The 14211-nt window shown below is 39.9% G+C and carries 13 protein-coding genes and 1 pseudogene; 8 read left to right on the top strand and 6 right to left on the bottom strand.

The annotated features are described in order from the left end of the window. A complete protein-coding gene (locus CXF58_RS02025; RefSeq protein WP_068406595.1) occupies positions 1–891 on the bottom strand; it encodes a LysR substrate-binding domain-containing protein in 891 nt (296 codons plus the stop codon). 147 nt (positions 892–1038) lie between these two features. Between CXF58_RS02025 and CXF58_RS02020 the strand changes: the two genes are divergently transcribed. After that, positions 1039–1902 carry a DMT family transporter gene (locus tag CXF58_RS02020; RefSeq protein ID WP_068406593.1) on the top strand — a complete coding sequence of 288 codons (864 nt, stop codon included), beginning with the start codon at positions 1039–1041 and terminating at the stop codon, positions 1900–1902. Between the two features lie 253 nt (positions 1903–2155). Here the strand turns inward: CXF58_RS02020 and CXF58_RS02015 are convergent, their stop codons facing one another. Further along, positions 2156–2746, bottom strand: a complete 591-nt coding sequence (locus CXF58_RS02015; RefSeq protein WP_068406590.1) for a recombinase family protein — start codon at positions 2744–2746, stop codon at positions 2156–2158. Between the two features lie 382 nt (positions 2747–3128). On the opposite strand from CXF58_RS02015, the gene CXF58_RS02010 reads away from it, so the two are divergent. Both CXF58_RS02010 and CXF58_RS02005 read left to right on the top strand, forming a co-directional pair. Beyond that, the gene (locus tag CXF58_RS02010) at positions 3129–3827 is read left to right on the top strand and encodes a M15 family metallopeptidase (RefSeq protein ID WP_068406588.1); all 699 of its coding nucleotides are present in this window, start codon (positions 3129–3131) and stop codon (positions 3825–3827) included. A 76-nt stretch (positions 3828–3903) separates the two neighbouring features. After that, positions 3904–5127, top strand: a complete 1224-nt coding sequence (locus tag CXF58_RS02005) for a DUF819 family protein (protein ID WP_102076413.1) — start codon at positions 3904–3906, stop codon at positions 5125–5127. A 713-nt stretch (positions 5128–5840) separates the two neighbouring features. Here the strand turns inward: CXF58_RS02005 and CXF58_RS02000 are convergent. After that, the gene (locus CXF58_RS02000) at positions 5841–6200 is read right to left on the bottom strand and encodes a hypothetical protein (protein WP_068408288.1); all 360 of its coding nucleotides are present in this window, start codon (positions 6198–6200) and stop codon (positions 5841–5843) included. Positions 6201–6372: 172 nt separating this feature from the next. On the opposite strand from CXF58_RS02000, the gene CXF58_RS01995 reads away from it, so the two are divergent. The 5 genes from CXF58_RS01995 to CXF58_RS01975 all read left to right on the top strand — a co-directional run bounded on the left by CXF58_RS01995 (position 6373) and on the right by CXF58_RS01975 (position 11797). After that, the gene (locus tag CXF58_RS01995) at positions 6373–8145 is read left to right on the top strand and encodes a potassium/proton antiporter (RefSeq protein ID WP_068408286.1); all 1773 of its coding nucleotides are present in this window, start codon (positions 6373–6375) and stop codon (positions 8143–8145) included. Between the two features lie 413 nt (positions 8146–8558). Further along, positions 8559–9626: a DUF475 domain-containing protein gene (locus CXF58_RS01990; protein WP_068408284.1), complete on the top strand. Its 1068-nt coding sequence runs from the start codon at positions 8559–8561 to the stop codon at positions 9624–9626. A 163-nt stretch (positions 9627–9789) separates the two neighbouring features. Next, a complete protein-coding gene (locus CXF58_RS01985) occupies positions 9790–10314 on the top strand; it encodes a TIGR00645 family protein (RefSeq protein ID WP_068408282.1) in 525 nt (174 codons plus the stop codon). A gap of 59 nt (positions 10315–10373) precedes the next feature. Then, a complete protein-coding gene (locus CXF58_RS01980) occupies positions 10374–11297 on the top strand; it encodes a DUF808 domain-containing protein (protein ID WP_011512373.1) in 924 nt (307 codons plus the stop codon). Positions 11298–11353: 56 nt separating this feature from the next. Further along, complete coding sequence (locus CXF58_RS01975; RefSeq protein ID WP_068408280.1) at positions 11354–11797, top strand: MgtC/SapB family protein; 444 nt, start codon at positions 11354–11356, stop codon at positions 11795–11797. 271 nt (positions 11798–12068) lie between these two features. Here CXF58_RS01975 and CXF58_RS01970 read toward each other — a convergent pair whose 3' ends face one another. The 3 genes and pseudogenes from CXF58_RS01970 to CXF58_RS01960 form a co-directional block, all read right to left on the bottom strand. After that, positions 12069–12548, bottom strand: coding sequence for an META domain-containing protein (locus tag CXF58_RS01970; protein WP_102076412.1), 480 nt, complete (start codon positions 12546–12548; stop codon positions 12069–12071). Between the two features lie 26 nt (positions 12549–12574). Beyond that, on the bottom strand, positions 12575–13063 hold the full coding sequence (locus tag CXF58_RS01965; protein ID WP_068408276.1) for an META domain-containing protein: 489 nt from the start codon (positions 13061–13063) through the stop codon (positions 12575–12577). 248 nt (positions 13064–13311) lie between these two features. Then, positions 13312–14076, bottom strand: a pseudogene (locus tag CXF58_RS01960) (IS3 family transposase); the annotation flags it as partial. Positions 14077–14211: the final 135 nt, after the last annotated feature.

The raw sequence follows: 14211 nt of genomic DNA, 5'->3' as shown, positions 1-14211 counted from the left end.
TTACTCACACTGAGATTCTAACCATTTACATAGTTTAATAATATCATCCTGATTTTTCTTTAATTCCTTGTAAACGAAGTAAAATTTATCCCCTGTTAGTAGTTCATGCATTGGGATTTTAACGATATTTTGTTTATAGGCGTCATCCTGCATCATATAATTATTGGTAAGAGTAATGCCCAGATTGTACCGTGCGGCTTCTATCGCTAGTAGCACATGACTAAAATGATTTATCTTTATATCGCTTGGCAATTCAAATCCGCCTGCCTTACACCACCGCAGCCAATCCTCTGCTGTATTCACGCTTGTATCTGCATATCTCACAGACAATATTGGATGCCGCCACAATGCGTCAGGAAGGGGTTTATCTCTTATTTTCTCCCAAAGCTTTTGACCACAAACAGGATATAAAGTTTCAGTAAATAAAAACTTACTGATGAAAGCATGTGGAGGAGGATCGACGGTGATATAACAATCGGCCCTTTGCTCATTATAATCAGAGGGATGATTAACCATATCTAAAGTAAGTTCTATTTCTGGATACTGTCTATAGAAGTCTTCTAGTCGAGGAATCAACCAATTCACTGCGACTGAACTGTACAGAGCTAAGCGTATATGCCCAGGTTTTCCATGTTTAATAATCTGACTACTATCTGAAAGTAGACCCAATGCGCCACTCACATCTGTGAAATAACGCTCACCAACCTCTGTCAACGAAAAGGTCCGGCCTTGCCTGTAAAACATTGCTTCCCCAAGATACTCTTCAAGGATGCGTATTTGGTGACTCACGGCACTTTGTGTCACATTGAGGCTTTCTGCTGCTTTTGAAAAGCTGTTAAACCGTGCAACGGACTCGAAGCACTGTATTGCACGCAGCGGTGGTAAATCCATTATTACCTCAGGTAATACTAAATATGTTTTATATCATTATACATCATACTCTTACTTGAATATACTGCCTGACAGATCGTTAAATCAGCATGAACCCATTGGGGTTTTAACAGTTTCTGAATTTAGAGTAGGGCGAGGAGGCTAAGAATGCCAAAGATGAGTGTTGCATTTGCCATGACGCTATTGGTACTAGGAAATATCATTGCGGTCTTCTCAGACGCCTTGATAAAGGCCTTGCCCTCTGAGACGGCGGTATATCAATTTATCCTGTTTCGTCAATGCACAGCGGTTTTAATGCTGTTGCCGTTTTGCTTAATTAATAAAAAGAACAAGTTATTCAGTAATATAAAATGGCACTTTGTTCGTAGTCACGTGTGGTTATTGGGTGTGATATTCATGGTACTGTCTCTTCAAGCACTGCCTCTTGCGACTGCGAATGCTATTTTTTATGCCGCCCCTTTATTTGTATTACCACTGGGTTTTTTATTTTATAAAGACAGATTAAACTTTCCGACTATCGCAGCCTCTATATTAGGTTTTGCTGGTATCCTCGTTATTGTACAACCGAAACAGATCAATTTAGGGGCGGTGTTTGCCCTTATAGTGGCGGTAACCATGGCGCTAAACAATCTGTTAGTTCGTAAACTTCCACAGCATCATACTGTCTATCAAACGCTACTTTTGACCAATTTACTAGGAATCCCATTCGCGCTTGGTTTGGCTATTTGGGAGGGACAGCCATTTGACTGGCACTCATTGATTACGGCCGCCAGTTCAAATGTATTTATTTTGATTTATGCGGGTATATGCATACAGGTGTACCGACACATTGAAGCGTACAAAGTCTCTAGTGCGGAATACTCAGGTTTACTAGGGGCGGTGGTGGTTGGAATCATATGGTTTAACGAAGTACCAAATATGACTTTGTTAATAGGTTCTGCGCTGATTATCCTACCTTTGATATGGCTAGCTACTCTCGAATCTATGAGGCTTAGACAAAAAACTGGGTAGGATAATAGCTTTTAAAACCTAATCAAGCTGATGTGCTATAAATAATAAGAAATAATAAAAGTTATGAATCAGACTAAAATGTTATTTAACGTTTACATCGGTTCATGCTTGACGAAACTGTAGATTACTTGTTAGACACTATAATAAGTCGGTTGCATGATTAAAAACTTCCAAGTTGGTTCTTATGTATCTAATAGTATCGTGTCTATAAAAAAGACAAACTGTTATTTAAAATACCTCAACTATTCAGCTGTTAGCCCTGCTTTAACACCCGATAGACCGTAGCCACCCCAACACCAACCGCCTTAGCAATCTCCTCTTTCGTCATATTGTTTTGACTGGCTAATTCTTTAATACGATTGTGTTTCGTTGTATTAGGCTTCTTACCAGTGGGCTTATAACCACTGTTCGCCAACCCCTGCTTAATACGCTCTCTACGCTTATCGTTATCAAGCTTTGCCATCGTTGCTAATAAGTCGATCAGCATATGGTTAATCACTGTTAGGATCTCACCTGTCATGCCTTTACTTACCGTATGCGTAGTTGGTAGATCAGCCACCACCAATCGCAAGCCCTTGTCTTTGATGCGCTGCTTTAGAATTGCAAAATCATCTTGAGATAGCCTGCTTAATCTGTCCACGCTTTCAACCAGCAGAATATCGCCTTGATCAGCGTCCTTTAATAGCTTAGCTAATACTGGCCTATCGAGCTTTGTACCACTGAAATGCTCAACGTACTCAACAAGGTTATCGTTATAGCTTTGGCTAAAGCTAATCAAGTCAGACAAGGCTCTCTTAGCGTCTTGATCCTTAGTGCTGGCTCTCACATAAATACGAACGGTCATAACGCCACCTATATTATTTAGACTTATAAATTAATGTCCATTGATAATATCATGATATTAATATCATTTAATAATAGAAATAAGTCTAATGATAGATAGAGTATCGTTTAGAGGTTTTATTTTTTAGGTATAGGCTAATGATAGATTATTTTAAGTGGCCCATTTGAGATCACCCCTCGTTTTGCAAAGCAAAATCGACTTTTAACGCTTCTCAGACTCAATAAAATACGACTGCACAGCACAATTGGGTATGTGTCACCTTTTGAGTTTGAAAAGCGGTATTATGATAACCTTAGCTAGTTAGACCAAGTGGCCTAACTGAAATAAATAGCCTCCGATATAGTCGAGGCGGTTCACTTATTTAAGTAAGTAGAGAAGTAAAATGCCTATATCTCCTATACCAAAATTGGCTCAGTATGGCTGGGACAAACTAAAAGACATTGCTATAGTCGAATCAAACGAACCATTAAAAACTATTCCAAACAATAAGAACCTAAAGCAATTCCCTATTTACTCTGATTACAATGTGCCATACGCTATGGATGTTTGCGTGGCTAGACATTCTGTCATCCAAAAATTACAACAAGCAGCTGATTTACTACCTGACCATTTAGGCATAGTAGTCCTTGATGCTTGGCGCTCGCGTACCGTTCAGCAAGGCGTTCGTGATCAAATCGCTGAAATCATCAAAATAAAATATCAAGATTTAAATCTTGCCGAACAGCAACATCTGCTATCACAATTTGCTGCACCGGTTAGCCCAGATTTTGTTAGTCCTCATTTAACAGGAGGCTCAGTGGATATCACCTTATTCGATATTGAAACTGGTGATTGGTTAGACATGGGTGCTGATTTTGATGAACCAACAGAGCGTTCATACACTCATTTTTACGAAGCTTATCCTGAGCATCCCGCTTGTCATAACAGACGTCTATTATATTCAGTAATGACGCAAGTTGGTTTTACTAATTTACCCACTGAATGGTGGCATTTTGATTACGGCAATCCCCTTTGGGCACATTACAACCAGCAAAGCCATGCCCTCTATGGCGCAGCTCATTGGGATACGTTAGACTCCTAATGGCCTTTTTTATAACCGTTGGCAATCCCTATTTTTTTAATAGCTATATATTTAGATATCAAGTTCAAGGAGGAACATGGTGGAGACTTTAATTCAAGCAGATGACCATTTGGCACTATGGACATTCATTTTAGTAGCAGCTACTTCTGCTATTTTTATTGAACAACGCTGCAAATGGGCTAGCAAAGTACCTGGTGCTGTTATTGCATTGCTAATAGCTATAGCAGCCTCCAATCTAAAAATCATTCCTACGGATGCGCCTACATACGATATTGTCTGGGGCTACATCGTGCCGCTAGCCATACCCTTATTACTATTTAAAACCAATATACAATCACTGATTAAAGAGAGCTGGAAATTACTATTATTGTTTTTAATATCATCTATGGCTACCATGATTGGTACAGTCATTGCCTTTTTAGCTTTACGTCGTTACATTCCAGAGCTGGATAAGATCAGTGGTATGATTTCAGCTTCTTATAGTGGCGGCGGGGTGAATTACGCCGCTATGTCTGCTAAGTTGGAACCAAGCGAAAGTATTAATGCCGCTACTATCGTCGCTGACAATATGATGATGGCTTTTTATTTTTTGATATTGATTGGATTAGCCGGTATTCCTATTATACGTCGTATATGGGGCTCACCGCATACCGATGAAATTGAAAAAGATCCAGAGATGCAAAGCAGTCGTACTTTATCTGAGGCTTACTGGAAACCAAATCTTATTTCATTGAAAGATATTGCGATCTGCTTAGCCAGCTCGATGTTAATAGTATTAATTTCTTTTAAATTATCAGCATTGCTAAAAGCTTTATTAGGAACTAGCGACAATATTATTGGCGATCTAATCATTAGTTTGATTACTGATAAGTATTTATTGTTAACGACTATTACCTTTATTGTTGCTTCTATTTTTAGAAATTCTTTTGAGAAGCTTAACGGTAGCCAAGAGCTTGGTACTTATTGTATCTATTTATTCTTTGTTGTTATCGGCATTCCTGCTTCAATTGGCTTGATTGTGACTAAAGCACCTTTGCTGTTTGTATTTGTATTTATCATTGCTATGGTCAACTTAGCCATTACTATGGGTATAGGTAAACTATTTAAATTCAGTGTTGAAGAAGTAGTACTAGCTTGTAATGCCAACATTGGCGGGCCCACTACGGCAGCTGCTTTAGCCATCAGCAAGGGCTGGACAAAGCTCGTCGGCCCTATCTTAGTTATTGGTACTGTCGGTTATGTAATTGGAAATTATGTAGGTACGATTATTTATTTCATAGTCACTCAAATTGGTATGTAAATACCCTCAATGAACTAATAAAAAGTCGATACCATATGGTATCGACTTTTTATTTTGTCAGGAGTTTCCTGGATTTGGCGTAACTATTGAAACAAGTTAGACAGTTACACAAAATCTGGGATGGTCTCCTTTAGGAGACCTTCCTAAATTTTGTGTAAGTATTTAATCTAAACGTCAGTTACACAGAATCTGGGATGGTCTCTTCAAGTCCTCACTAGAGCACCGATCATAGATAGAATATCTATGGTAAGTACATCATGAAGTACACTGTGGCTATCTCAGCAAGTTGAAACCTTAATACCATTAGCCTACAGCTTAAGGTTCTAGTCCTCACGAGGGTACCGAACCAGTGAAATCGGTTTATCATAGGCATACTTACAATAGATTATAGGCGTAATAATAGTACGCTTGAAGTGGTTTTACTGCATTAGTGTATTTTAAACGGTCTATCAATGGGCTTAAAGGGTGATATAGCTGTTTCCACTCGGGTATACCCGAAATGAATCAGTAACTTAATGCCAGATTGAGAAGCTTTTCCTAAAAACTGTGTAACTGCTTATAATCCAATAGCAGGAGAATAAGCACTGACTACTCAATCTGACATTAAAAAACTGGCTGAGCAAATGGCCAGCAGCATGAGCAGCTTAAAAGTTTGAGAAAAAGGTGTGTTACTTAAAGTCTTATCTACTACAGCTCCATAGCTATACTGGAAGTTATTTAACCTGCGCTGTTTCTAATAAACTGCCATCTTTATCGAATAAGCAGTCGACGATAATGAGCGGAGCCGCATCCAAACTATCTTCAGCGTAGTAATGTGTTATGACTTCAAAGTTACCATTATTTAATCGTCTGTAGTCTGTGTTTTTTCGTTTAATGTCCATAGACTTAAAGCCTTTAAGCATGGGCTGTACTGCTTTCTGGCACTTCGTTAGCAATGCAATCTTTGTTGTTTTTTGAGCTTGTTCGAGTTCAGTATTTCTTTTTTTATCAAATGGGTTACTGCCATTTTGAATCCAAATATAAAATGCTGCAAATGTAATAATAGATAGTCCTGTCAGTGTCTCTTTTTTCATAATATGACTCGTTTAGCAATAATAGAATAAGATATTTACTAACATACAAGCATAGCTCAGTTATTCTTAAGGAGCATGTTAAAACAATAGTTAACCGTTGAAAGCAATGGGTAAATGTTACTCCCGTTCTGGTTAGTTCAGCTTAGTATTATAAAATAGGGCTTAATGAAACATGGATACCTTAAATATCGTGTATCTCGTAGGAGCAGTATTAATTTTCGCCAGTATCATGGCAAGTACGTTATCGGCGCGTTTGGGTGTTCCACTTTTGCTATTGTTTTTAGTCGTCGGGATGCTTGCTGGTGAAGAAGGTATCTTGGGTATTGAATTTTCTCAATATGCGATAGCCAATTTTGTCGGACAAGCAGCCTTAGCCTGTATTTTGTTAGATGGCGGGTTGCGCACCTCTGTTAAATCATTCCGAGTTGGCTTAAAACCAGCCATCACACTGGCTACTTGGGGCGTACTTGCGACAGTCATGATACTGGGTGTATTCGTCACATGGCTGCTGGATGTCGATTGGCGCTTTGGCTTATTACTGGCAGCAATCGTAGGTTCAACCGATGCGGCAGCGGTATTTTCACTGTTGCGTAATGGCGGTGTTAAATTAAATGATCGTGTCCAAGCCACGCTTGAATTAGAGTCGGGCGCCAACGACCCTTTAGCGATTCTGTTAGTCACTGGATTGATTGCTTTAAATGTTGATCCTGCCGGACAGACAGCGCTAGGCTTCTTAGGCCTACTATTACAACAGCTTAGTTTTGGTTTAGGAATGGGCTTGTTCTTTGGTTATTTCCTATCTCGATTATTACCCAAGATACATTTGGCAGAAGGTATGTATGCCATTTTAATAATGTCGGCGGGTTTAGCAGTGTTTTCTGCCACTAACTTACTGGGCGGTAGTGGGTTTCTCGCGGTCTTTATCGCTGGTATTATGATTGGCAACCATAAGGTACGCTCAACTGAGCATGTCATGCGCGTGATGGACAGCTTTGCGTGGTTGTCGCAAGCGGTGTTATTTGTGGTATTGGGCCTATTGGTCACGCCATCGAACGTTCTTGAAGTTTGGCCTTATTCAGTGGCCATTGCTGCCTTTATGATTTTAGTGGCTCGTCCTATTGCAGTCTATACCAGTGTTTTACCGTTTAAATTTAAAAATAGAGAGATCGGCTTTATCTCTTGGGTCGGCTTACGTGGTGCAGTGCCCATTACCCTTGCCATGTTGCCAGTGATTGCAGGGGTGGACAATGCCTTTATGCTGTTTGATATCGCTTTTGGGGTGGTGGTCTTATCGTTGGTGTTACAAGGGACGACCATTCCTTTTATGGCCAATCTGTTTAAGGTGCGTATTCCTAACAATAAGGGCCCAAAAGAAGAGCATGAAGTGTGGGTGTCAGATAGAGCAAGCATTACGTTGTATGAATTTGAAGTAAAGTTAGGTGCGTTTGCAATTGGTCGTCATCCGAGGGATATATCTACGCGTATCAGCCCTGAAGGAATCCATGTTTTTGCCTTGGTGCGTGGTCAGCAAATCTTGGCAATTAATGAAAAGACTAAGCTCAAATTTGGCGATAGCGTATGGTATGCCATGAGTGGCGATTATGCCGATCAGATTGCGACTGTTTTTAATGACACTACGTTAGACCGTAGAGCCATCGATGATTTTTATGGCGATTGGATGCTATCGCCGAGTGTCAAACTTAAAGATGTGCCTTTCTTTACCGATAGGATGAAATTCGAATCTCTAGAAGATACCCTGAACACGAAAAATATGTGGGAACAAACGGTTGCTGAATATATTAAGGATAGCTTAAAGATGGCACCCGTAGCAGGCGATACGGTTGTGATTAATAAGGAGTGGTTATTAGTCATTAAAGAAGTTGATGACCAAGGAAGACTGAGAACGATTGGCCTAAAACAACTAGAGGGGTCAGCGGTGGCATAGTTTCTATCACTATTAGACAATTAATAGTCCTGCTAACATTGTCCATTCTAGGTAACTCATTAGCTCAAATTATAGTCTGTTTTACTGGTCTCGCTAGGGTATACCCAAAATAGCAAAATTTTATTTGTGAGAGGAATTCGCATTTTTCTAAGTAAGGCTAATACAGAAGCTAAACTACGTAGCATAATTCTATTTAATCAGTATCTTATGCTTAGGATTATTATTAAAATATAAGGTGTTTTTAATCGCCAAAGCATAAAAGATACAGTGACAATTCTACATAGAAGATTTTTCAAAAATACTTTATATTCTATTAAAAAACACATAGGAAAGTGGCTTACGATAGCCACTTTTTTTATGCCTCATACTTTTAGTAGATACACTTAGCGTTACGCAACCAGACAGGATGTGTCATGAGACATTTTTATTTAGACTTTATCTTTACCGCCATTGCATTAGCGATCGCGGCATGGTGGGGATATTCACATGGCGGGATGGGCGGTTTGATCGCAACCTTATCTATTACCGCTATTTTGGCCGTCATGGAAATCTCATTATCATTCGATAATGCGGTGGTTAATGCCTCAGTTCTGAAAGGCTGGGATGAATTTTGGAAAAAGATATTTTTAACCGTTGGTATTTTGATTGCTGTATTTGGGATGCGCTTGGTATTCCCTATTGTCATTGTCGCGGTAACTGCTGAGCTTGCTATGGTAGAGGTCATCAAACTGGCTTTGTATCAACCAGAAGAATACTCTGCCCGTTTAATGGCACACCATGCTGAAATCTCAGCCTTTGGTGGTATTTTCTTATTATTGGTGTTCTTAAACTTTATCTTTGACGATAAAGAAGTGCACTGGTTTAACTGGCTTGAAAGCCGTTTGGCAAAGCTTGGCAAAGTAGATGCCATGAGCGTCTTTGTGGCGCTTATCGTGTTGATGATTGCCGTATCATTTGCTGATCCTGAGCAATCCACTGCGGTCCTAATCGCTGGCGTTTGGGGTATCTTGGTATACCTTGGCGTACAAGTGGTCTCGGGTATGCTTGAAGGTGACCTCGAAGAAGATTTAGAAAACAAAGAAAATGGCTCGGGCGCAGCAGCGACCAGTGCGATTATGAAAGGCGGTATTATCGGCTTCTTATACCTAGAAGTCCTCGATGCCTCATTCAGTTTCGATGGCGTGATTGGCGCCTTTGCGATTACCAATGACGTTATCGTGATTATGCTTGGTCTGGCAATCGGTGCGATGTTCGTGCGTTCGATGACTATTTTCTTAGTCGATAAAGGCACGCTTGATGAGTTTGTCTATCTTGAACACGGCGCGCATTATGCCATCGGCGCTTTAGCCATTATCATGCTATTGTCGGTGAAATTCCATGTGCCAGAGCTTATTACGGGGCTGATCGGTATTGCCTTTATTGGTTGGGCGCTGCTTGCTTCACTGAAACATCGTAAGCAACAGGCAAAACTCACTGCTTAGAGTGTAAACAATGTAAAGCAAAAAATTATTATTTTAGAATATCGTTAATAACAGGTTATGCCAAATAATTGGTATAACCTTTTTTCTAACATGTATTGCTTTTTATTACCTAATAATAGACATCATATTCAAACATTTATATTGCCAACAACAAGAGACACAAATGCTGAAGAAAGCTGAACAAAGATTAGAAAAAACCATATTTAATAGTCGTTGGCTGCTAGCCCCTTTCTATTTGGGATTGGTGCTCGGTATCATTTTATTATTTATTAAGTTTTTTCAAGAGCTGTGGCATATGATTACCCATGTGTTCAGTGCATCTGAAGCCGATGTCATCGTTGGTACGTTGGCGCTTATCGACATGTCATTAGTCGCAAGTTTATTGCTCATCATCATATTTAGTGGTTATGAGATTTTTGTCTCAAAAATTGATACCGGAGATCATGAGGACCGCCCTGAATGGATGGGGAAAATCAATTTCTCTGGGCTAAAACTCAAAGTGATTGGTGCCATCGTTGCCATTTCTGCGATTGATCTTCTTAAATCATTTATGGATATACCTAAAGAGATGAGCGAAGGTGATGCTGATAGATTGATGTGGAAAGTGATTATCCATATGACGTTTGTACTGTCAGGCCTGTTATTTGCTTTGATGGATAAGATTGTCGGTGACACCAAAAAACATTAGAAAGACTTTAATAAAAAACCTATCAATTAATTTATATAAATAGACGCAAAGGAGCACACATGGCAGGGGCCAGTTTATTAACCTTGCTTGATGACATCAGTGTGATATTAGATGATGTGTCACTTATGACCAAGGTTGCCGTTAAAAAAACGGCGGGTGTATTGGGCGATGATCTAGCCCTTAATGCAGAGCAAGTTTCAGGTGTTAAAGCAGACCGTGAGCTGCCAGTAGTTTGGGCCGTTGCCAAAGGCTCATTCGTTAACAAGCTTATATTAGTGCCGTTAGCGTTGCTGATTAGTGCCATCTACCCGCCATTAGTCACGTTTTTATTGATGTGCGGAGGTGTCTATTTGGCTTATGAGGGTGCTGAAAAAATCATTCATAAGTTCTGGCCACATATCTTACCTCACGATGAAGAACAAATAGCCCGTCTACGTGCCAATGCTGATGAGACGATTGATTTGGTTGCTTTTGAAAAGGACAAAATCAAAGGTGCGGTGCGCACCGACTTTATTCTATCGGCTGAAATTATCGTAATTGCACTCGGCTCAGCAGTTGGAGCGACGCTTTTAGAGAAGAGCGTGATGCTGTCTATTATTGCCATTGGCATTACAGTAGGCGTTTATGGCTTAGTAGCGGGTATCGTTAAAATGGATGATTTAGGTCTTTACCTAATGAAACAGACGAACGGTGCAAAGCAGAAAATAGGTGGGATTTTATTGTCTGCGGCACCAAAGCTGATGAAGTTTCTATCGATTGCTGGGACATTAGCTATGTTTCTAGTGGGCGGCGGTATCTTAGTGCACGGGATCAGTTTTTTGCATCATGAAGTGGAAGACTTAGCGCACCTAACTGGCATATTTGGAAGTGTGACAACCATGCTCTTAAATGCGTTGGTAGGTTTAGCCGTCGGTGTTATTGTCGTGGCTATTGTCACCATGATTGGTAAATTACGCAGTAATAAGTCATCTTCGACGCATTAAAAATAACGATGATCACCCTTGTTCATTTAACCTTCTTTTAAAGAGTGCAATAAACCATGTTTGAATTTGATTTAAACTTAAAATTAATGGTGTATCACCTAATTCAATTAGCGATTGCTTTCGTGCTTTCCCTACCGATTGCGCTTAATCGTGAGATGAAAGATAAGGGTGCAGGACTCAGAACTTTCCCATTAGTCAGTATTGCATCCTGTGCTTTCATGCTAGTGGCTGTCGATATCTATCATGGAGGTGCAGCAGAACCCGAAGCGAGAATCATGTACGCAATTATTACAGGTATGGGTTTCATCGGTGGTGGGGCGATTTTTAAAGGTGATAATACGGTAAAAGGCACTGCGACAGCTGCGAGTCTATGGAATACTGCTGCTATTGGCATCTCTGTCGCTTATGGACGTTATGAGATAGCGATCATATTGTCAGTCGTTAATTTCTTAATTCTACAATTCTCAGAACCTTTCAAAGTGAAAGATAAGCTTGAATAATTATTATTCGTCTCGGTTTGTATACTCAACCTTACATTTTATAAGTTACACTGCTATGTACACTGATTTTATCTAAATAGATTTAGAATACTAATAGCAATATCTCACAGTCTAAGGTTCAAGTCCTCACTAGGGAACCGGACACATTTCAAAAATAACAATTATATAAGGTTTGTTAGACTAAATAGTAGTTTTGAGGTACCAAAATAACGTCCCACTAATTAATAGTGAGGCGTTATTTGTTTACAATTTACCAACTTATTTGACAGACTTACTTAGGAATAGCTTTAAAGCTAGCGACTTGATAGGCATTAGTAATGGTCAAGACAGGATAATTGTTGGCAATTATGCTTATGCTGTATTTACCTTTTACGGTGTCCACGACCGCTTTATCAAAACTTGCTTGTGGTTCTGGGCAAGGCATTCTGGTACTTCTTATATTGCCTACCTGTACGTTGCCATTCACAACTTTATAACCAGCAGCCATGTTATTACAAGTATTCAATAGGCTAACAAAATTATTACCGTTCTCATTCGTAAATTCTAGAATTAGTGGGTTGTTTAGATCAAAGAATAGCTGAGGAACTTTAACGTTATTAGTCCCTTTGGCATCAACCAACTGCCAATTATAGGATTGTAAGAGATTTGGTGTGATTGTCTGTTCAACTGGCGCTGTCACGCTAGGAGTGGTCTGGCAACCAGCAGTTAACGTACCTACCGCTAAAACACTTGCCATCATTACTTTAGTCATGTTTTTCGTATAAATGCCTGTAGTAGTTATTTAGAAATAGCTTTGAAATGAGCAACTTGATTAGCATTGGTAATGGTTAGAACAGGTAGATTTTTGCCAATTTCGCTTAAGCTATATTTACCTTGTACTGTTGCTAGTGTAGCAGTATCAAAACTAGCTTGTGGCTCAGGACATGCCATTAAGGTGCTGATACCATTTTGAATTTGGACGTTACCATCCACAATGCTGTATCCAGCGCTCATATTGTTACAGGTATTCATAAAAGCAACGCGGTTATCACCGTCAGCAGTCATGAAGTTTAAAATTAAAGGTTTCGCTGGATTGAAGAATAACTGAGTAACTTTGTCACCATCGCTACGATTGGCATCAATCAACTGCCAGTTATAGGCTTGTAGGGCATTTGATGTTACTGTTTGAGTAGTTGGAGTAGTCGTGCTAGGAGCATTTTGGCAACCAGCAGCCAACGTGCCTACTGCTAAAACACCCGCTATCATTATCTTAGTCATGTTCTTCATATAAGGCGCCTCTAATATACGAATTTGATACATTAGACGTCAGCATTATTGCAGAGGATAAGGATCGACAAAAGTAGAGATAACGATATCAATACTATTTTTCTAAGGCGTTACATATGCATGATGTTTAACGAGATTTCTTCAAAGGTGTTTTTCATCCAGGTTGCAGCAGTATCGATATATAGTTCACAAAAAAATTAGAGTTTGGGTGAACCGCCGCGACTATATCAGAGGTTGATTTACTTGAGTCAGGCAGCGATGCCTGACAGGGTTAAATTATCATAATACCGCTTTTCAAACTCAAAGGGTGACACATAACCGATAGTGCTATGTAGACGCTTCATGTTGAACCAATCCACCCACTCAAGGGTTGCCAGTTCAACATCGTTCACACCAGTCCAGTTCTGCTTTAAATAATGAATCACCTCAGACTTGTACAGTCCATTGACCGTTTCAGCCAATGCATTGTCGTATAAATCGCCTGTTGTACCAACAGAAGCAATCACACCAGAGACCGTCATCTTATCGGTATAGCGAATAGATAAGTACTGAACCCCTCGATCACTGTGATGAATGACATCTTTGGGACTGTTTCTATCTGCTATTGCTTGGTTTAATGCCGCCATCACCATATCGGTATTCATCCGATTCGATACTTTCCAGTCCACAATAGCGCGAGCAAACACATCAATAATAAAAGCGGTATATACCCAATCGCTCAATGTCTTGATATAAGTAAAGTCTGCCACCCAGAGCTGGTTAGGGCGATGAGCGCTAAAGTTACGATTAACCAAGTCATCAGCACGCTTTTGATCATCACAGCTGTGAGTTGTTATTTTACCCTTACCGCGCTAGATATCTTGTAGGCCGTGCTGACTCATTAAACGCTCGACGGTACACCGAGCAACCTTTAACCCGTCAGCTTTCATCTGCTGCCATACTTTACACGCACCGTAACGGCATTTGCTGTCCTGCCAGATACGTTTAATCTTGCTGATGTAAAAGTCGTCATGCTGCTTCGATCAGCTTACGAACGGCGCGTTCTTTAATTTCAGGAGTGTAGGTTTGTCTTTTCATTGTCGTATTCTCTCAGAATGTTGAGCCTCCGAAAATCACGGGGCGGTTCAAGCCCAAGTTTTTATTATTAA

This window comes from Psychrobacter sp. Sarcosine-02u-2, assembly GCF_002836335.1.
GTDB classification, from domain to species: Bacteria; Pseudomonadota; Gammaproteobacteria; order Pseudomonadales; family Moraxellaceae; genus Psychrobacter; species Psychrobacter faecalis.
This window is presented reverse-complemented; position numbering and strand designations above follow the sequence as displayed.

Excerpts from the sequence above, each read along its gene's own strand:
- CXF58_RS01970 (WP_102076412.1), bottom strand. The coding sequence starts at position 12,548 with ATGACTAAAGTAATGATGGCAAGTGTTTTAGCGGTAGGTACGTTAACT.
- CXF58_RS02005 (WP_102076413.1), top strand. The coding sequence starts at position 3,904 with ATGGTGGAGACTTTAATTCAAGCAGATGACCATTTGGCACTATGGACA.
- CXF58_RS01995 (WP_068408286.1), top strand. The coding sequence starts at position 6,373 with ATGGATACCTTAAATATCGTGTATCTCGTAGGAGCAGTATTAATTTTC.
- CXF58_RS01965 (WP_068408276.1), bottom strand. The coding sequence starts at position 13,063 with ATGAAGAACATGACTAAGATAATGATAGCGGGTGTTTTAGCAGTAGGC.
- CXF58_RS02015 (WP_068406590.1), bottom strand. The coding sequence starts at position 2,746 with ATGACCGTTCGTATTTATGTGAGAGCCAGCACTAAGGATCAAGACGCT.
- CXF58_RS02025 (WP_068406595.1), bottom strand. The coding sequence starts at position 891 with ATGGATTTACCACCGCTGCGTGCAATACAGTGCTTCGAGTCCGTTGCA.
- CXF58_RS02000 (WP_068408288.1), bottom strand. The coding sequence starts at position 6,200 with ATGAAAAAAGAGACACTGACAGGACTATCTATTATTACATTTGCAGCA.
- CXF58_RS01980 (WP_011512373.1), top strand. The coding sequence starts at position 10,374 with ATGGCAGGGGCCAGTTTATTAACCTTGCTTGATGACATCAGTGTGATA.
- CXF58_RS01990 (WP_068408284.1), top strand. The coding sequence starts at position 8,559 with ATGAGACATTTTTATTTAGACTTTATCTTTACCGCCATTGCATTAGCG.
- CXF58_RS02010 (WP_068406588.1), top strand. The coding sequence starts at position 3,129 with ATGCCTATATCTCCTATACCAAAATTGGCTCAGTATGGCTGGGACAAA.
- CXF58_RS01985 (WP_068408282.1), top strand. The coding sequence starts at position 9,790 with ATGCTGAAGAAAGCTGAACAAAGATTAGAAAAAACCATATTTAATAGT.
- CXF58_RS02020 (WP_068406593.1), top strand. The coding sequence starts at position 1,039 with ATGCCAAAGATGAGTGTTGCATTTGCCATGACGCTATTGGTACTAGGA.
- CXF58_RS01975 (WP_068408280.1), top strand. The coding sequence starts at position 11,354 with ATGTTTGAATTTGATTTAAACTTAAAATTAATGGTGTATCACCTAATT.